The 16,636-nt window shown below is 61.8% G+C and carries 16 protein-coding genes and 1 tRNA gene; 12 read left to right on the plus strand and 5 right to left on the minus strand.

What is annotated here, in order from left to right:
- Positions 1 to 12: 12 nt before the first annotated feature.
- Positions 13 to 963, plus strand: coding sequence for a DNA/RNA non-specific endonuclease (locus I5E68_RS01490; protein WP_197160082.1), 951 nt, complete (start codon positions 13 to 15; stop codon positions 961 to 963).
- Between the two features lie 106 nt (positions 964 to 1,069).
- On the opposite strand, the gene I5E68_RS01495 is transcribed toward I5E68_RS01490, so the two are convergent.
- The gene (locus I5E68_RS01495; RefSeq protein ID WP_197160084.1) at positions 1,070 to 1,342 is read right to left on the minus strand and encodes a hypothetical protein; all 273 of its coding nucleotides are present in this window, start codon (positions 1,340 to 1,342) and stop codon (positions 1,070 to 1,072) included.
- 836 nt (positions 1,343 to 2,178) lie between these two features.
- Between I5E68_RS01495 and I5E68_RS01500 the strand changes: the two genes are divergently transcribed.
- The 7 genes from I5E68_RS01500 to I5E68_RS01530 are packed head-to-tail and all read left to right on the plus strand — an operon-like array spanning position 2,179 to position 8,237.
- Entirely contained in the window at positions 2,179 to 2,667 is a 489-nt protein-coding gene (locus I5E68_RS01500; RefSeq protein ID WP_197160086.1) for a hypothetical protein, read from the plus strand.
- Positions 2,664 to 3,764, plus strand: a complete 1,101-nt coding sequence (locus I5E68_RS01505) for an RNA ligase RtcB family protein (RefSeq protein ID WP_197160088.1) — start codon at positions 2,664 to 2,666, stop codon at positions 3,762 to 3,764. The genes I5E68_RS01500 and I5E68_RS01505 overlap by 4 nt, the downstream gene beginning before the upstream one ends.
- A complete protein-coding gene (locus I5E68_RS01510) occupies positions 3,761 to 4,207 on the plus strand; it encodes a peptide chain release factor-like protein (RefSeq protein ID WP_197160090.1) in 447 nt (148 codons plus the stop codon). Before I5E68_RS01505 ends, I5E68_RS01510 begins: the two co-directional genes overlap by 4 nt.
- 30 nt (positions 4,208 to 4,237) lie before the next feature.
- Positions 4,238 to 4,381, plus strand: a complete 144-nt coding sequence (locus I5E68_RS01515; RefSeq protein WP_197160092.1) for a hypothetical protein — start codon at positions 4,238 to 4,240, stop codon at positions 4,379 to 4,381.
- Positions 4,382 to 4,384: 3 nt separating this feature from the next.
- Positions 4,385 to 5,152 carry a hypothetical protein gene (locus I5E68_RS01520; RefSeq protein ID WP_197160094.1) on the plus strand — a complete coding sequence of 256 codons (768 nt, stop codon included), beginning with the start codon at positions 4,385 to 4,387 and terminating at the stop codon, positions 5,150 to 5,152.
- On the plus strand, positions 5,149 to 6,093 hold the full coding sequence (locus I5E68_RS01525; protein ID WP_197160096.1) for a TniB family NTP-binding protein: 945 nt from the start codon (positions 5,149 to 5,151) through the stop codon (positions 6,091 to 6,093). Before I5E68_RS01520 ends, I5E68_RS01525 begins: the two co-directional genes overlap by 4 nt.
- Positions 6,093 to 8,237, plus strand: a complete 2,145-nt coding sequence (locus I5E68_RS01530; protein ID WP_197160098.1) for an AbrB/MazE/SpoVT family DNA-binding domain-containing protein — start codon at positions 6,093 to 6,095, stop codon at positions 8,235 to 8,237. Before I5E68_RS01525 ends, I5E68_RS01530 begins: the two co-directional genes overlap by 1 nt.
- 242 nt (positions 8,238 to 8,479) lie before the next feature.
- Here I5E68_RS01530 and I5E68_RS01535 read toward each other — a convergent pair whose 3' ends face one another.
- From I5E68_RS01535 to I5E68_RS01545, 3 genes are all read right to left on the minus strand, one after another.
- The gene (locus I5E68_RS01535) at positions 8,480 to 9,793 is read right to left on the minus strand and encodes a hypothetical protein (RefSeq protein WP_197160099.1); all 1,314 of its coding nucleotides are present in this window, start codon (positions 9,791 to 9,793) and stop codon (positions 8,480 to 8,482) included.
- Positions 9,794 to 9,795: 2 nt separating this feature from the next.
- Positions 9,796 to 10,887: a phosphomethylpyrimidine synthase ThiC gene (locus I5E68_RS01540; protein ID WP_197160107.1), complete on the minus strand. Its 1,092-nt coding sequence runs from the start codon at positions 10,885 to 10,887 to the stop codon at positions 9,796 to 9,798.
- A 567-nt stretch (positions 10,888 to 11,454) separates the two neighbouring features.
- Positions 11,455 to 11,528: transfer RNA gene (locus tag I5E68_RS01545), tRNA-Gln, on the minus strand.
- A 158-nt stretch (positions 11,529 to 11,686) separates the two neighbouring features.
- Here I5E68_RS01545 and I5E68_RS01550 point away from each other — a divergent pair.
- Together I5E68_RS01550 and I5E68_RS01555 are read left to right on the plus strand one after the other, a co-directional pair.
- Complete coding sequence (locus tag I5E68_RS01550; RefSeq protein ID WP_370463716.1) at positions 11,687 to 13,234, plus strand: Ppx/GppA phosphatase family protein; 1,548 nt, start codon at positions 11,687 to 11,689, stop codon at positions 13,232 to 13,234.
- On the plus strand, positions 13,231 to 13,890 hold the full coding sequence (locus I5E68_RS01555; RefSeq protein ID WP_197160108.1) for an RlmE family RNA methyltransferase: 660 nt from the start codon (positions 13,231 to 13,233) through the stop codon (positions 13,888 to 13,890). The genes I5E68_RS01550 and I5E68_RS01555 overlap by 4 nt, the downstream gene beginning before the upstream one ends.
- A gap of 152 nt (positions 13,891 to 14,042) precedes the next feature.
- Here the strand turns inward: I5E68_RS01555 and I5E68_RS01560 are convergent, their stop codons facing one another.
- The gene (locus I5E68_RS01560; protein WP_197160110.1) at positions 14,043 to 14,681 is read right to left on the minus strand and encodes a c-type cytochrome; all 639 of its coding nucleotides are present in this window, start codon (positions 14,679 to 14,681) and stop codon (positions 14,043 to 14,045) included.
- A gap of 207 nt (positions 14,682 to 14,888) precedes the next feature.
- Between I5E68_RS01560 and I5E68_RS01565 the strand changes: the two genes are divergently transcribed.
- Positions 14,889 to 15,782 carry a prephenate dehydratase gene (locus I5E68_RS01565; protein ID WP_197160111.1) on the plus strand — a complete coding sequence of 298 codons (894 nt, stop codon included), beginning with the start codon at positions 14,889 to 14,891 and terminating at the stop codon, positions 15,780 to 15,782.
- A gap of 124 nt (positions 15,783 to 15,906) precedes the next feature.
- Positions 15,907 to 16,632 carry a hypothetical protein gene (locus I5E68_RS01570; protein ID WP_323982060.1) on the plus strand — a complete coding sequence of 242 codons (726 nt, stop codon included), beginning with the start codon at positions 15,907 to 15,909 and terminating at the stop codon, positions 16,630 to 16,632.
- Positions 16,633 to 16,636: the final 4 nt, after the last annotated feature.

Consider the following 16,636-nt stretch of genomic DNA (forward strand, 5'->3'; position numbering starts at 1 on the left):
CGGAGAACCGAAATGAGCTTCGACCCTAACTATACGCCGCGTCTCGTCGATCTAAAGCGTCTGGGCCCGGCCGAAGAAGCGGCTACGGGGCTCGAAGGTGCACTCGAGGCACGGCGCCGGGGGCCTCGTGTCACGGCTCCGGAAACCCTTTCGGAGCGGAAAGGATATACGACGGAATTTCTGGGAGATTTTGCGGTCTCCTGGCCGCGTCTGGTCGGCGAGCGTGCACGGGACGTCCTGCCGACATCCGGCCGTTACCCCGATCGTCTTGACTACCAACATTTTTCTGTGACGATGTCGAGGGAACGCCGCATGGCGATCTTCGTCGGGGTTAATATTGATGGCTCACGTTCGGTGTCGATCGAGCGAGGCGCCGACAAATGGTCGCTCGATGGGCGCATCGGCATCGACCAACAGATCGGCGAGGACCTTTATGCTGAAAATCTGCTCGATCGCGGCCACCTCGTACGCCGCGAAGATCCCAATTGGGGGGACGACGCGGAGACCGCCAACGAGGATACATTTCACTTCACCAACTGCGCGCCTCAGATGGCAGGATTTAATCAGCAGACCTGGTTGAGCCTCGAGAAATACATCCTCGACAATACGCGACGCTGGGCCGAGCGGGTTACAGTGTTTTCGGGGCCGATATTTCGCGATGACGACCGCCTGTACCGTGGCGTGCTAATCCCAACGGCGTTCTGGAAGGTCGTGGCTTTCCTCGGCGATGACGGGAAACCCTCAGCTACAGCCTACATGATCGACCAGAAGCGCGAACTTGGAAGTCTTGAAGCCGCCTTCGGCAAATTCAAGACTTACCAGCGTAGTGTCCGGCAGATCGAATTGCTCACTGACATCGATTTCGGTCCGCTGTCCAGGTATGATGGATTTTCGAATGAGGAACGCGCTACGGGAACCCGTATTGAGGCGGAACTGACGTCGCCTGCCGATATTCGTGTCTAGAAAGTCGACGAGCGTTCCGCAACTTGCGCATAGCCGGCCCCATCTCATACGGCCTCAGCCGTAAATGGCTAGCCCGAGGTCCGGATAAATCGGCTCCAATTCCTCGTCATCTAGTGGTTAGATTCAATCGGATGGTTCCGCCAGCATTGCTGGAAATCAGCCATTTCGCGGCCTTCAAAAGGGACTTATCCGTTGCAATCTGACCACTAGTGGGCTGTCCTGCAGCGCCATTTTTGGTCTGTTTCCTGCGGAGAAGTGCACGAGAAAAATAAATGACACCCTGTGCAGGTTGCTTTCTCTCACCATTTATTGAACAATTTTCTTCCATATAAGGTTTTTTGCTGACCCAAAGCTCTAAATCGTCTTGAATATCTTTCACCAGAGAACTGTTTTTAGTGGTCGATAAGCAAGGTGTTTAAGGGCCCTCCGACACCCACGGCTCCAACGAACTGGGTGTATCGCTCTGCCAAAAATTTCGCGAGCGCTCGGTCGGGCGCGGTCATCCCCTTGATTGTGCGAGAAACCTGAGAGAAGAACCCGTCTGTGGCTTCAATGAGAGCCATGCTTTTCGCCGCGGCGCGCTTCAAAGCCGGAGTTGCAGTAACGCTGGGTTTGTAGATCCTGTCGTGTGTCAGCTCACTGTACGCATGCTGCAAAATCGTTCGTACCTGTACCTCGTAAGGATAGGCGGCACCATTCCAAGCCTTGTCTCTCGGCCACGCCAATTGCTCGGCGACACTTTCGAACGAATTTCCCCCGCGAAGTGGTTCTGTCTGCCAAGGATAGTGAACACCACCGGACCCGAATGTCGCAAACGTCCAACGTTGCAGACATAATGCCTGGCCTCAGCGCAGCCGCGAGGTGTCCGCTACTGGTATGGGTAATTCTGCCGCTGAGCGACGGAGAAGGGTCGAAAGCCGGGTTCTGGGGTTCATTCCGAATGGTTGAGACTCCGGCCTTGCGTCTATCGGCAATCTGCAATAAGTGAACGCCAGCCAATATCGGCATGTTTTTGAACGAGGAAAGGAGAATATCATGCGCGCAGCATTTGACCGCGACGAAAACAAATTCTCATTTCCCTGTGTTCAGGAACAGATTGCATGGGCAACTGCCACAAGGGCGACACTGCTCGCCTGATTGCTTTTGGCGACCTTCGCGTCGCTGATTTTTCCAAACTTTCCGTCGTTGTCACAACTCTCTTCGGGGAGGCTTGTCATGCGTGATGACATGTTCAAGGTGATCGTCGAACGCCCCCACTGGGGTGCGAGCCACGCCGCTTCTCCCAAATTGAAAAGGATACCTCACGCCGACGCACGTCATATCGGGCTCAAGCGCCATGTCCGCATCAGTGCGCCCTACACCAAGTCATTGAATGAGAACCTCGCCCCCTTGGTTCGCTACCTGCGGCGCCAGCGCGGGCGTCAGTGGGATGCCGTTTTCAGCGAGATCTGCGCCAAGCTCGACACGGGCAGCACGGTCAAGATGCACGTACGCGAACATATCGAGGATTTCGTACTGACCCGCATTTCGATCGGGCGTTATGGCGAGTGGATGTTCGAAGGCCAGGTTCTCGGGCGCCAAGGCCAATGGTTCCGACGTCGTGAGTTTTTCGTCGATCCGCGTGACGGAATTCTCAAGGACATGGCCAAGCTTGATGCGGTGCTGGTCTCTGGAATGGTCAATGACCGGGGAGGCGCGCGATGAGTTCAATCTCCCTGATCGCTAACGATCCATCGCGGTTCGATCCCCTCTCACTCGACCAACTCCAGGCAACGGCGGATTACGAGGGTATAGACCGCGTTGTAGGCCTGCCCGATCTCCACGCCGGCAATGGTATTGCCGTGGGGGCGGCCTTCTGGTCACGGAATCGCATCTGGCCCCACCTGGTCGGCAGTGACATCGGCTGCGGCATGTCCTTGTGGGAGACCACATCGCCATTGCGCAAGTTCCGGCTCGGGACCGTAGAGCGCAAACTGCAGGGGCTGGACGCTCCTTGGTCGGGCAATGGCCAAGCGGCTCTGACAGAAGCGGGGTTGCCTCCGGAACTGGCCAGTCCCGCGCTGGGCACCATTGGCGGGGGCAACCATTTCGTCGAACTTCAGCGGATCGAGGTGGTGGCGGACGAGGCGCGCTTTGCGGCTCTTGGCTTGCGGCACGACAGGGTCTGGATGATGGTGCACAGCGGTTCGCGAGGACTGGGGCAAGCCGTCCTGCAAGCCCATCGACAGCTGGAAATCAGCCGTGGAATACCTGCGAAAAGCACAGAGGCCACGGCTTATCTTGCCCAGCATGATGCTGCTCTGGGATGGGCGGTTGTGAACCGTCAGATCATCGCCAAGCGCTTTTGCGAAAGTCTTGGCATTGACGGCCGAAAGGTGCTCGACATTTGCCATAACAGCGTCTCGCCCCATCAAGGCGGGTGGTTGCACCGCAAGGGGGCTGCGCCTGCTGATCGGGGCCTAGTCACCATCCCGGGCTCGCGAGGGGATTTCAGCTATCTGGTGGAACCTATCGCGGACAATGCCGACAAGGCCCTCCATTCGCTCGCCCATGGCGCGGGCCGTAAGTGGAGCCGCAAGGATGCCCATGCCCGCCTTTCGCGCCGTTTTAACATCGCGGACATGCAGCGCACCGCGCTGGGCAGCCATGTCATCTGCGAGGATCGCCGCTTGATCTTCGAAGAGGCTCCTCATGCCTACAAGGACATCGGCATGGTCATCGCCGATCTGGAGGGGGCCGGCCTAATCCGTGTCATCGCCAAACTTCGTCCCCTTCTCAGCTACAAGACGAGGGCGACATGAGCGAAGTGATCTTGCACCTCACGGCGGGCAAGGGCCCGAAGGAATGCCACTGGGTAGTGGCACAACTGGCGCGCGCTTTCGCAAAGGAAGCTAAGGGCATGGGCCTTGAATGCGAAGCGCTCGATGGCTTGGAGGATTTGCCAGCCTCCATCCTCCTTCGCATCAAGGGCGAGGCAGCATCAAGCTTTGCTGCTACGCGCATAGGTTCCAACCGGTGGATCGGGACCAGCCCCTTTCGCCCACGCCACAAGCGGCGGAACTGGTTTGTTGGCGTAGCGCTTGCGCCCGAGCCTGACGCGATCATCGACCTGAAGGATGGGGATATCGATTATCAGGCGATGCGTTCCAGCGGCCCAGGTGGCCAGCATGTCAACAAGAGAGACAGTGCGGTTCGGGCCACGCATCGGCCGACTGGCCTCGTGGCCACGGCTCAGGAGCAATGATCCCAACACGCCAACCGAAGGCTGGCGCGAATGAAGTTGGCGATCATGTTGGAAGAACGGCGTGGGCGAGCCAATGACAGTGAAAAACGGTCGCAATGGCAGGCCCATCAAGATCTCGAACGCGGCAATGCGGTAAGGGTCTATTCCGGAGACAAGTTCGTGCTGAAGGAATAACGCTTGCTGAGCCGGACGGCAGTTCCGTCCGGCTCAGCAATTTATCCGGCCATTATGGCGCAGCGCGCGCACCTTGTACCCGGCCTCTCGGTTGCAACTGAATGTCCAGATTGCAGTAGCGTCGGGATAGCAGAACGTCTGCACCTGCTGCTGGACGATTTGGCTTGCCTCGAGCCACGCCGGTCGATGCGGGATGATGCGACGGCTACCATCGATTTTCGTTATGATCCGATGGACATCAGCCGGATCTATGTCTGGAATCGAGTTACCCGCAAATACGTCGTCCTCAAGTGCAGCAACGAGCGCTACGCGGATGGAATGCCTCTCTTTTTACATGAGAAAATCGCCAAAGAAGCGCGCGATCAGAGCCAGGCATTCAACACCGAAGAGCAGCGCTTGCTGGCCCGCGGGCGAACCATTCAGGCGGTCAGGGAGTGCATTCACCCGGCTGCGCGAGCCGAGTCTCGCAAGCGCCTGGGCGAATTGTTGGAAATCCCGCGGATTCGAAGCATCACAGGCAATCTCGTGCACCTGCTTGATACCGATCTGCCTCAGAGCTCTTTGAGCGACTTTATCGGCACCGACCGCGCGGCGCTCACCTGTGTCGATCAGGAAATTCTCTCTTCCCGGCCGACGCCCAAGCCGGCGATTAAGAACAAGGCCCTACGAGCGCGGCGCATTGCCGAGGAGCGGCGCGAGGAGGGCGAAGCGGGGATCAGCCTCCCGTCAGAGAGCGGGCGAACTTTTGCGAAGAAGGGAGGCTATCAATGAGTGGCCCTGCCCATTTTTCCTATGACCACGAGGAAACCCATTCGCAGCGTGTCGAGCGGGTCGCCACGGCCAAAGCCAGATTTGATGCGATCCGGGTCGACTATACCCCCCAGACGACGGCGGTCGCAACGCTGGACGAGGTGCGGATCGCCGCAATCGGACGCCCGCCTGGAGCTCCGTGCGGAGGTGCGATGATGGTCGCACCGCATGGCTGCGGCAAGACACAGGCCGTCGAGGCCCTCCGGTCACGCCTTGAGGCCTGCGCTGCGCAGGGGGACTTACCCTTGTTGCATGTCGAGATCGATCACGCGGGCACGACGGATTCCGTGCCGACATCGATCCTGCGGGCCCTGGGGGCGGCACGGCCCGAGGCCGGTTCGGAGAAAGTTCGATGGTCGAGGGCGATTGCTGAGGCCGAACGTTGCGACGTGCAGCTATTCGTCTTTGACGAGTTCAACCGAGCGAACCGCCGCCCGACCATGAGCCGGGCTATCGCTACGGCAATTCGCCAGCGTATCATGGATGCCGGCATCGCACCCGTTGCTTTCGTTGGATCCGAGGACGCAGGAGATGTGCTCGGTTCTGCCCCCGAACTGATGGAGCGGTTGGACGACGAAATCGATTTGTTGCCGATGCGATGGAAGATGAAAAGCGAACGGGCCCTCTTCATCGATTTTGTCTCCGAGCTCGACACGGCCATGGTCAAGGAAGGATTGACGGCGCGGCTTTCCGGCCTGGCCAGTGAACACGTCGCGGAGCCGCTCTGGAAAGCTTCGGAAGGACGCCTACGGCGAATTGCGAAGATCGTGCGCCACGCAATGGGCGCTGCCCTGCACGATGGCCGCGAAAGCATTCATGTCGACGATCTGGCCGAAGCTGTGGACGCGTATTGCATCCGGCGCCAGTTCTGCACTTACAATCCGTTCAAGGAGGCACGCTGATGGAGAGCGTGGCTCCTTGGCGCGTGTCTCGCGCGATGCCGATCATCGAGGGAGAGTCTCTTGATGGCTATGTGGCGCGCATAGCGGCGGCGCATCACTTTCCGCGCATGGCGGAGTTGACGCAGCTCGCCGGCGCCGAGGCAACCGGCCGCCAGCATGCTTCCTTTTGCAGCAAGGAGGGGCTGGACGTGCTCGCGGATTGCCTGCGTGTCGACCCCGCACAACTTCATCACCATTCCCCCAACTGGTCGCTCGGCGCGGCGGCTCTCAACATGTTCGGTGTCGAAGTGCCCCGGGATCTGCTGCATTTTGCCTATCGGCGTTACTCGCCCACCAGCCTTGCCAATTCCGCGCATCACCGGGCGCTTTGGAATGTCCGGATCTTCCCGTTTTGCGAGGAGAGCTGGGAATACCTGCTGGACCTGTGCCCGAACCCTTCGTGCAACCACCGTCTGGAATGGCGCCGCACTCTGGGCGTTGACTTGTGCGACTTGTGTGGCGAGCCCCTGGTGAGGGGGCAGACGACATGCGTGCCCGAGGAACATCGAGCAGGGCTGGAAGGCCTTGTCGGTCTCATCCATCCCGACCCGTCCCGACGGAAGGCTTCTCGAGCGCAGCTGCCTCGTCGGCTCGCCGGGATGGAAAGCGCCGATTTGCTTGAACTTGCTTGCGCGCTTGCGACGGTGGTCGATCATCGCACGGCGAGGCCGCTGGGGCGCCAGACCGCCACGCTGGGGGAGCCGGCAAAGCTCATCGTCGCGGCTCTGGCGCAAACCTGGCCTTTGCTTTGCGGATGGCCGAACGCCTTTGAGGCACTTCTGGCCGGCCGGATCAACGCCCATGCGAAGCAACGAGGCGACGGGAATGGCGGGGCGAGCCACCGGCTCCTTTCGCGGGCTCGGGTGTCGAGTCCGTCGCCGGTGCCCCAAGCTTTGCTCTGCGACTTCATCGAAGAATGTCGTGTGGCGAGGAACAGGGGGCTGACCGCACATCAGGCCTCGCAGGCGTCGGGCGCGCATTTGCGTACAATCGTCAAAATGCGGCGCGCCGGTGAACTGCCTTCGGTCCTGGCGCTCGATGGGCAGAGGTTGCATGTGCTGTTCGACAGGGAAGCCATCGAGCAGCTGGCCCGTCAACAGACGCCTAGCAAGCGTCTGGTCCGCGCGTCCGCCAACCTGGGCATTCCCGGCTACGCCCTGCGCGAACTGATGTGGTTGGGTTTGATCAACGAGGCACCCTTGCCGCCTGGCCGGAAAGGCAAGCATACCGTCGACGAGGCTTCGCTTGCGCAGTTCACGCGGCGCCTTTGCGGCAATCTCGGGGTGTCTGACCGACGGTTCCCAGTTCGGCTTTCGGATCTCATGGTGCAGTTGGGCGGACGTCCCAAGCCCTGGGCCGCTGTTCTCGCCGCCATAGCCAACGGCGAACTTGCTGCGGCGCTTGCTCCAGGCCAAGGGCCGATCGCGGAGCGCATTCGTTTGCCCGGGAACGTCGATCTGAAGGCACCGGCATTCGCGCTTAACAGCGAAATGGATTGGGCGGACGTACCGGTCAGCAAGCGGGAGTGCGCGGATATTCTCGGCCTCTCGCCCACCAATTTCTCACGCTACAGCGACTTCCTGTTGGGCCCGGGCAAACCCTTTCGCGACATTCGAATGGTGGATGCGGTCATCTTGGCAAAGCGGTTCATCGGAACGACCGAGATCGCGAAGAGGCTCAAGCTGCATCACGTTGCCGCCCTGAATTTAGCCATGCAACGGGGCGTAAAGTTCGCCGACAAGGGGCTGTTTGGTCGAGAATCTGCGCAAGCCCGAATTCCAGAAATGGGCCGAACCGAGGAAAGTCTGATCTGTGGTATGAAACAGGCTTCGCTACCGCTGAGGAACCGAGGCAGGGAGATGGACATGCGAGTAAAGGTTGCAGCGGATGGTCGGATAAGGATTCCTGCCCTTGTGTATCAGCAACTGGGGCTGAAGGCCGGTTACACGGTCTACTTCGAGCTTACCAGGCATGGAGCAGTGCTGCGCACCGCGGCGCAAACTGTTGCCCAGGCCCAGGCTCTGGCAAAGCTCCACACAGGAGATGTCGAGGGCTCTGGCGTCGAAGACTTTCTCGAGAGGCGGCGAGAAGACAGCGGCGAGTAGCTGCCGCACGACTGGTCAAAAAATGAGGGGCGCGTGTGGTCGGTACGCATGCGCCCATCCATGCCGTTCAACAGCGATTGTGCCGTGCCTGGAAGCGGACATTCGGGGCATGACTGGGCTTGGGGCAAAGTAGACAACCGCCACTGTGAGGATGAGTGTCTCCATTTAAGCCGATACTGGCCATTTGAGCCGCGAAATCCCGTCTCTGAATTATAGTTTTTAGATCTTGTAAAGCGTCTAGCCTAATCGATGAGTCCCACCCCGCTGGCGTAGCGGCGCAGCTCTGTTCGCATTCGTAATGTATCGAAGAATGAAATATCGTCGCGCAGATCAGCAGCAAACTTCGTCGCATCCTTGATCGACTTCGCTATCGCCCAGCCCGAACCGACCGTAAGTTGATAGCCTAGCGCCCCGACTCCATATGCTCCCGAAAGCATAGCAGCTGCGCCAATCGCGCCTCCGACGTAGGGTGCGGTTTTTTTCCGACCGATCCGCGCGATAATCTCAAGTGCACGCCACCTGTCACCGATTAGCAAATCGTTCCGAAAAATTTCGACGGCTTCGTCGAATTGTGGGACCAAGCCTGTGCTTTGCCAATTTATCATGCGCTTCAGCGTAACCTCGCGGTATCTGGCGATGAAGTTCAACAATGGATTAAAGCCAGCCATCAGGCGTATCAGATCAAACGGGCCGAGCCTTGCCCACGAACGAGGTTGTATCCCAATGCAAGCTAGAACGTGCGCGAACAGATAAGGGTTTGCCGGACTAACCGTCCAACGCTCAAGCACCGGCTGCTCGTGCTCATCAGGGATGCGCCGGGCAATGTTGCTGCTGGTGAACAGGTAGGCGCCGTGGGCAGCTGCCGAGGCGAGCTGATATAGCGCGTTGGTTCGTGCCAGCGTTGCCGCCAGCAATTTAGGATCGGTTCCGCGCTTAAGATACTCGTCCTCTACCACCGCCCGGCTGAAATGTCCGTCCAAACTGCGCTCGGTCAGTGCGCTCATGTTATATTCGGTCCGCCCACGCCCAGCCACGCTGAATTGTGCGCCCAACGCTCCCCAGGACAGATCGCGAAGACTGCGCACATCGCCGCCCGGTTCAGCATCGCGCACGACGAGCGCGCGAAACCGCTGCTCAACACTCGCAATGCGAGGCTCGACTTTAACGTCAGGACCTATCAAATTGCGCCAATCGAGCGGCGTTGCTCTCGGCTGCTCAAGCAAGAACGGGCTTTCAGGGCGCAATTGCAACCGATCAAACAGCCGTGTGTCGGACGCGCGCTGGGAAAAATAATCACCTGCCGTGCGAACCCCTTCACGGCTCGTAAGGCGAAGGCCAGGAAAATCGCCCTCCAAGAGCGGCTGATTACGAGCGACCAGCGCAAGGGTCGCCTTCGACTGCCAGACGAAAGGCGTTCCCACCAGGACTCTATGGCCCAGCAGCGTGAGCACGTTGTGCTCAAATGTAAGTTGTTCCTCGGCGCGCGCGGGATCAGACTGGAGGACATTGTCAGCCGTGCCGAGATAGATCGGTGCGTCTCGATCGCTGGTGAACATCGTTAATTCCGCGCCTCGCAACTATAGGAAGCCGAGATCAACGGACACAACCGCTGGCAACGGCTGCAACCTGCGGTTTGTGTTTGAAGGACGCAGCTCTCCAAGTTCGCTCTGCGTTGGCTGATCTCCGCTTCTGCTTCGAATGCTGCGTCATCAAAATCAAGCGATGCCGCCTGCGCGGCGACTTGGGCTGCGCGCAGGCCCTCTTCCATCTGCCGCAAATTCGGAACGCCACCTAGGTGCTCGGCTGCGGTAACCGCATTGATAATGCCGCCGCGGCTCAAACTCATGAACCTTGCAGCGCCGATCGCGCTAGACACATGATCCATGCCGGAAAAGCGGTCGCTGACGATTGGGCCCAATGGCATCGGCGTCACTTTCAAAGGCGCGATCAGCGTCCAATAGTCACTAAGCTCGGAAAGTCGGATGTGACCCGGACCTTCCAGCACGACTTGCGCGCCCAACTCTCGCGCTCGATGAACGAACTGCGCCTGAATCGCGATTTCTTCGCGCACGATCGCATCAAGACCATCCGCCACCGAAGCCGCTCTGAACGCCGTCCCGAGGTTGATGACGCCGCCGTAGTGTGCGGCGATCCCGCAAATATCGTCGAAAATCTGGACAAACAAGCTCCGCGAACGTCCATTGATCAACATATCTCGTACCACGATACCCCCACCCCGGCTCGTGATCGGCGTAAGGCGCTCACGTTTCGCTTTTTCGAACAGCGCCAAAGTCGGCGTACAATGGATCGTGATGAAGTTGATTCCGAGCTTGAACACAGACTCGATCCGCGCGAGCAAGCCCTCCGCATCAAGGCCATCGCTCGACGAAAACAGCAGGTAATGTGGCAGCAGACCAAGCGGTCCGTCGAACAACTCACGCGCCACCTGCCACGGCTCACGATCCGCACGTTCGACACTCAAATCCATCATTAGGTCTGGCCGCGTTTCGGCGCTCAGCAAACGCTTCACTTTGGCCGACTCGCGCCCGACGGCTTTCAGCATCTCGAGCCCGAAACTCAGATTAACGCGAACGGGTAACCGGGAGCCAGCGATAAGACGGTTGGGCGAATTGTATTGCACGCGATGCATGTAAGGTCCGGTTTAAAATGCTAAACAAGGGGCCGATGTTAGCACGGTAGAATTGACCTTCGCGAAAGGCCATCCCAGTCGTATTCTCAGCTCGCCGGTTCTGACGTCTGATCCGTGACCTGCCAAGTGATCCGCAGCATGGATGTATGCCGACTTCCGGTTGAAGGATCACAGCACGCGAATTCGCAGAATGGCAGCAACCCATTAATGACAGTGCGACCGGCAGGTATCGGCTTAGCCGACATTTCCAGTACCGCATCGGAAGGGCCTGATCTGGTCGGCCGCCTACTCCGCACGACCGTCCACTATCCCCGCCACCCGGCTCCGATCCGGACATTCGCCTCCCGGCCCGAGCCCGACGTTCCGTCTTGCTTGGCGGCGGGGCCGTAAGAGTCACTTGCACACAACTGCGTGCGCAGGCTTCGCTTGGCTGCGGCCGCGTTCACTTGAATGTTGCTGAGGGGTGCTTCGCGTCTAGCTGATGGCTGGCGAAGATTTAACCCAAGACCGCTTGCGGGCAGACTTTATGTCACTCCGGGCAAGGTTTGGTGTCAAGGGATAGGAGATTGGATGCCCCGCGAGGATTCGAACCTCGATAGACGGAATCAGAATCCGTAGTCTTACCATTAGACGACGGGGCATCGGGAGGCGCCCCTCTAGTAAGGGTTGTGATTCGGGTCAAGGGGCATTCTTGGATCTCTTGGTCCGGCGGGCTTGCCCCTTCGTCGCGGGACGGTTAGCATCGCTGTCAGGTGCTCGCCCGGGATGGGCGGGAAGATTTAAACGAGATTAGAAAACCATGGCGGAGCAACATCCGCCGGCCGCGAAGACCGCAGAGCCGCGTCGCCCTCAACGGCGACGCAGGGGACGCAGGGGCAAGTCCCCCAAGTCCCAGGCCGGTCCAGCCACGGCAGGAGCCTCGCCGGACGAGGGCCCTGTGCCGGAGGCCCACGCAGCGCCGCGCGAAGCAAGACGAGGCAGGGGCCGACCTGTGGGCAAGTCCGAGGGGCAAGCGGGCGGTCATCCGGGCGCGCGTCGTTCCGGGCGTGCCAAGGCGCGGGGCGATCAGACCGGTGGCAAGCAGGGCAAGCCCCTCGCTGGCGCGCAATCCGGTTCGCTCGCTGCCGGTCCTTCGCAGGACGGTGGCGAAAGTCGCGATGCCGGCAAGGTGCATTCTGCAGCCAGAGCGGAGGCAAATCGCGAGGCGCATGCAGGTGCGCCGGTCGCGGGGCCACGCTTCACGACGAATGCCACGGGCGGGGGGCGTCAGGCCTATGCCGCGATCGATCTCGGCACCAACAACTGCCGCCTGCTGATCGCCCGGCCTTCGGGCGAGAACTTCACGGTGATCGATGCATTCAGCCGCGTCGTGCGTCTGGGCGAGGGGCTGGCGCAGTCGGGCCGCCTCTCGGACGAGGCGATGGAGCGCACGCTGGCCGCGCTCAGGGTCTGCGCCGAAAAACTGATGCGGCGCAACGTCTACCTCGCCCGTTCGGTGGCGACCGAGGCCTGCCGCCGCGCCGAGAACGGGCCCGAGTTCATCGAGCGGGTGCGCCGCGAGACCGGCATCGCGCTCGACATCATCAGCGCGCGCGAGGAAGCGCGCCTCGCGGTTCTGGGCTGCCACGTCCTGCTCGAACAGGGCTTGGGACCGGCGATGATCTTCGACATCGGCGGCGGTTCGACCGAACTCGTGCTGATCGAGAGCACCGGCACCGTGCCGCGCATCCTCGACTGGCAGAGCGTGCCGTGGGGTGTCGTCTCGCTGACCGAGAGCGTCGGTCCCGAGGAGGGCGGGCGCGAACAGCGGCTCGAGCGCTATCGTCACATGCATTCGCTGGTGAGCGAGAGCTTTTCCGCCTTCTCGCGGCGTATCGCAGGCGCGCGCGAAAGCGTGGCCGGGCAGGACGATGGTCTGCGCCTGCTGGGCACCAGCGGCACGGTCACCACGCTGGCCAGCCTGCATCTCGAGCTGCCGCAGTACGACCGGCGCATGGTCGACGGGCTGATCGTGCCTGCCGAATCCATGCGCGGCATCTCGACTCGCCTTTCGTCCATGGCGATCGAGGAGCGGCGCGAGCTCAACTGCATCGGCAAGGAGCGCGCGGATCTCGTGGTGGCGGGGTGTGCGATCCTCGAATCGATCCTCGACCTGTGGCCCGCAGCCCGGCTCGGCGTTGCCGACCGTGGTATCCGCGAGGGAATCCTGCGCAGCCTGATCGCCGCGCACGGATCGACTGGCGCCCAGCGCCCGGGCGTTGTAACGGGCGCGGGCAAGAACGGAGGCGCCACCGCCCCCGGCAAGAAGGGAAGCGCCATGAACGACGCCGCGCAATCGGGCCGATGAGCCGTTCGGGACGCGATCCGGGCGAGCGCCTGCGCACCGCCAAGAAGCGCACGACGAGTTCGGCGCGCTGGCTGACGCGCCAGCTCAACGACCCTTACGTCAAGAAGGCCAAGGCCGACGGCTATCGCAGCCGCGCGGCCTACAAGCTGATCGAGCTCGACGAGAAGTTCGACCTGCTCAAGGGCGTGACCCGCGCGGTCGATCTCGGCATCGCGCCGGGTGGCTGGAGCCAGGTCCTGCGCCTCAAGGCGCCCAAGGCCAAGGTCGTGGGCATCGACCTGCTCGAGACCGATCCGATCGAGGGCGTGACCATCTTCCAGATGGATTTCATGGCCGACGAGGCGCCTGCCGCGCTCGAAGGTGCGCTCGAAGGCGCGCCCGATCTCGTGCTCTCGGACATGGCGGCCAATACTGTGGGGCACAAGCAGACCGATCACCTGCGCACGATGGGTCTGGTTGAGACAGCGGCCGACTTCGCGATCCAGACCCTCGCGCCCGGCGGCAGCTTCGTCGCCAAGGTTCTGGCAGGCGGTACCGATGCCGAGCTGCTGGCCTTGCTCAAGCGCCATTTCACCAGCGTGAAGCACGCCAAGCCGCCCGCGAGCCGCAAGGATTCCTCGGAGTGGTACGTGATCGCGAAGGGCTTCAAGGGCTAGGGGCTTCAAGTGCCGGGGTCAGGCCCCTGGCCGGGTGAACGCCCGAAAGCTCTCCTCGCATCGACCTTACGAAAACGGTCCGCGAACGACTCGGTGACGTTCGCGGACCGTTTTCTGCCGGTTCGAGGAACCGGATCTCATTTTCGCGTCGCTTATTCGACGACCGCGTCTTCGGCTGCAGCCGGTTCCTCTGCCACTTCGTCGGCGGCTTCCTCGCCGGTCGCCTCAGCCTCTTCTTCGGCAGCCGGTTCCTCGGCCGCGACGGGCGCAGGCAGCGGCACGTTCGAGCCCTGGGTGTTGAGCCAGGCGATGAGGTTGGCGCGGTCTTCCGGCTTGGGAAGGCCGGCGAAGGTCATCTTGGTGCCCGAGGCGAAGGCCTTGGGGCTGGTCAGCCAGGCGTCGAGCTGGTCGAAGGTCCAGGTCCCGCCGACCGACTTGAGCGCATCGGAGAATGCGAAACCGCCAGCGCCGGTGCCGATGCCTTCGCCCACGACGCCATGCAGGTTCGGGCCGATGCCGTTGGGACCGCCCGGGGCGATGGTGTGGCACGACTTGCACTTGGCGAAGACCGCCTCGCCCTTGGCGAGGTCTGCGGCCGCGAGCAGGTTGGCGAGAGGTACCGCGTCCGAACCTTCCGATTCGACCTCGACGCCTTCGATCGCGTAGCCCATGGTCTCGGGACGGTGGTGCTTGTCGGCACCGAAATACATCGAACTGACGATGCTGAGGCCAAGGCCGACCACGCCGGCGAAGAGGACCCAGCCCGCGATGGTATTGAAACGACTATCCATTCACAAAGCCCCTCACAATGCCCCCACCTTGTCGGTTGTCTTGATTTGTTTGTTCGGGCTGTAGTGTCGCCTCGGCGCGAGTGCAAGTGCGATTGCAGGATTAGCGGCTCGGCGAAGCGTTCCACGGGCGGCTCTGCCGCCCGGAGCGTACTATGAGCGCACTATTCGTTGCGCGGCGCGGCAAAGCGGCTTAATCGCGCGCCCATCATGAGTTCCTACCCGACTCCCGCTCTCGAGCACGTCGCCGCAATGGCCGAGGCCGCCGCTGCCGATCCCGCCCGCGCGATGGCGCTGCAAGGGGCGCCCGGCTGCAATTCGCACCGCGCCGCGCTCGAATACGATGCTGCCTCGCTGCCGCTGCCGTGCTTTTCTTTCGAGGATGCGCTCGAAGCGGTGAAGGACGGGCGCGCGGAGCGGGCGATCATCCCCATCGAGAATTCGCAGCACGGGCGCGTCGCCGACATCCACTTCCTGCTGCCCGAGAGCGGGCTGTCGATCGTGGGTGAGCACTTCATGGCGATCAACCACGCGTTGATGGCGCTCGGCAAGGGGCCGTTCACCGCAGCCTACAGCCATCCGCAGGCACTCGGCCAGTCGCGCACCTATCTGCGCGAGCGCAAGATCGTGCCGATGGCCTATGCCGATACCGCGGGTGCTGCCGCTTATGTGCGCGAACTGGGCGATCCGGCGCTGGCGGCAATCGCCCCGGCACTCGCTGCCGAACTCTACGGCCTCGAGGTGATCGAGCACAATGTCGAGGATGCTGCGGACAACACCACCCGCTTCGTGGTGCTCGCGCGCGAACCGCTCGATCCCTTCACGCTGGCGGGCGAGAAGACGATGACCACCTTCGTCTTCGAGGTCACCAACGTCCCTGCCGCACTCTACAAGGCGCTGGGCGGTTTCGCGACCAACGGGGTCAACATGACCAAGCTGGAGAGCTACCAGACCGGCGCCAGCTTCGCGGCTTCCAAGTTCTTCGTCGACATCGAGGGTGCACCGGGTGACCCGCGCGTCGACCGCGCGTTGCAGGAACTGGCATTCCACTGCAAATACGTGCGTCCCCTCGGCACCTATCGTCAGGCCCGCCCGCGCGGTTGAGGTCGGTAACTCGGGCTTACTCGCCAAGCATCTGAAAAGCTTTGGCGAGTAAGCCGGTAAAACTGTCCCGCGACTATTTGCGCGACACTTGCGCCGGCTTGTCCTGCGTGCCAATCAAGGCCTCGTGACGGTCGGTGCGGGTCAGATCGCGGGCACACCCGCAGCAAGCGGGGCAACCGGCGATGCGGCCCGGCGCGCGTGGGAAACGGTGCATGCCGACCCTTCCATCCAGTTCGAGCCGCTGGCTCCGGTCCCGCCACCCAAGACGCCTGACTGGGTGCGCTGGCTCGGCGAACTGCTCGAGGCGATCTTCGCGCCGATCGGTCGGCTGCTCGGCATGTCCTGGCCGGTGTTCCAGTGGGTTCTCGTCGGTCTCGCCGTCCTGCTCGTGCTCTATGCCGCCTGGCGTATCGTGTGGCCGATGATCCTTGCTCGCCGTGCGCGCGAGAAGGCGGACGAGGAGGACGTCGCAGGCTGGGTGCCCGATCGCGGGGAGGCGGCGATCCTGCTGCGCGATGCCGACGCCCTCGCTGCCGCGGGGCGCTACGGCGAGGCTGCGCACCTGCTCCTGCGCCGCAGCGTGCGCCAGATTTCCGATACCCGGCCCGACTGGCTGCATCCCGCCTCGACCGCACGCGAGATCGCGCGGCTCGAGGCACTGCCCGAGGCTGGCCGCCGCGCCTTCGCGGTGATCGCGCAAGGCGCCGAGCGCGCGGTCTTCGCGCTGCGCGACCTTGACGAGGGCGAATGGCACGCCGCGCGCGAGGCCTATGCCCGCTTTGCCGCGATTGACCTGCCCGGCAGAGGCGATGCCGGGCTACGCGAGACCGGCGCAGGTGAAGCGGCATGAGCGC

Source organism: Novosphingobium aureum, assembly GCF_015865035.1.
In the GTDB taxonomy this organism is placed as follows: domain Bacteria; phylum Pseudomonadota; class Alphaproteobacteria; order Sphingomonadales; family Sphingomonadaceae; genus Novosphingobium; species Novosphingobium aureum.

Bases quoted from the DNA above. Each gene is read 5' to 3' on its own strand.
- I5E68_RS01555 (WP_197160108.1), top strand. From the start codon at position 13,231: ATGAGCCGTTCGGGACGCGATCCGGGCGAGCGCCTGCGCACCGCCAAG.
- I5E68_RS01540 (WP_197160107.1), bottom strand. From the start codon at position 10,887: ATGCATCGCGTGCAATACAATTCGCCCAACCGTCTTATCGCTGGCTCC.
- I5E68_RS01500 (WP_197160086.1), top strand. From the start codon at position 2,179: ATGCGTGATGACATGTTCAAGGTGATCGTCGAACGCCCCCACTGGGGT.
- I5E68_RS01530 (WP_197160098.1), top strand. From the start codon at position 6,093: ATGGAGAGCGTGGCTCCTTGGCGCGTGTCTCGCGCGATGCCGATCATC.
- I5E68_RS01490 (WP_197160082.1), top strand. From the start codon at position 13: ATGAGCTTCGACCCTAACTATACGCCGCGTCTCGTCGATCTAAAGCGT.
- I5E68_RS01565 (WP_197160111.1), top strand. From the start codon at position 14,889: ATGAGTTCCTACCCGACTCCCGCTCTCGAGCACGTCGCCGCAATGGCC.
- I5E68_RS01560 (WP_197160110.1), bottom strand. From the start codon at position 14,681: ATGGATAGTCGTTTCAATACCATCGCGGGCTGGGTCCTCTTCGCCGGC.
- I5E68_RS01525 (WP_197160096.1), top strand. From the start codon at position 5,149: ATGAGTGGCCCTGCCCATTTTTCCTATGACCACGAGGAAACCCATTCG.
- I5E68_RS01535 (WP_197160099.1), bottom strand. From the start codon at position 9,793: ATGTTCACCAGCGATCGAGACGCACCGATCTATCTCGGCACGGCTGAC.
- I5E68_RS01550 (WP_370463716.1), top strand. From the start codon at position 11,687: ATGGCGGAGCAACATCCGCCGGCCGCGAAGACCGCAGAGCCGCGTCGC.
- I5E68_RS01510 (WP_197160090.1), top strand. From the start codon at position 3,761: ATGAGCGAAGTGATCTTGCACCTCACGGCGGGCAAGGGCCCGAAGGAA.
- I5E68_RS01505 (WP_197160088.1), top strand. From the start codon at position 2,664: ATGAGTTCAATCTCCCTGATCGCTAACGATCCATCGCGGTTCGATCCC.
- I5E68_RS01515 (WP_197160092.1), top strand. From the start codon at position 4,238: ATGAAGTTGGCGATCATGTTGGAAGAACGGCGTGGGCGAGCCAATGAC.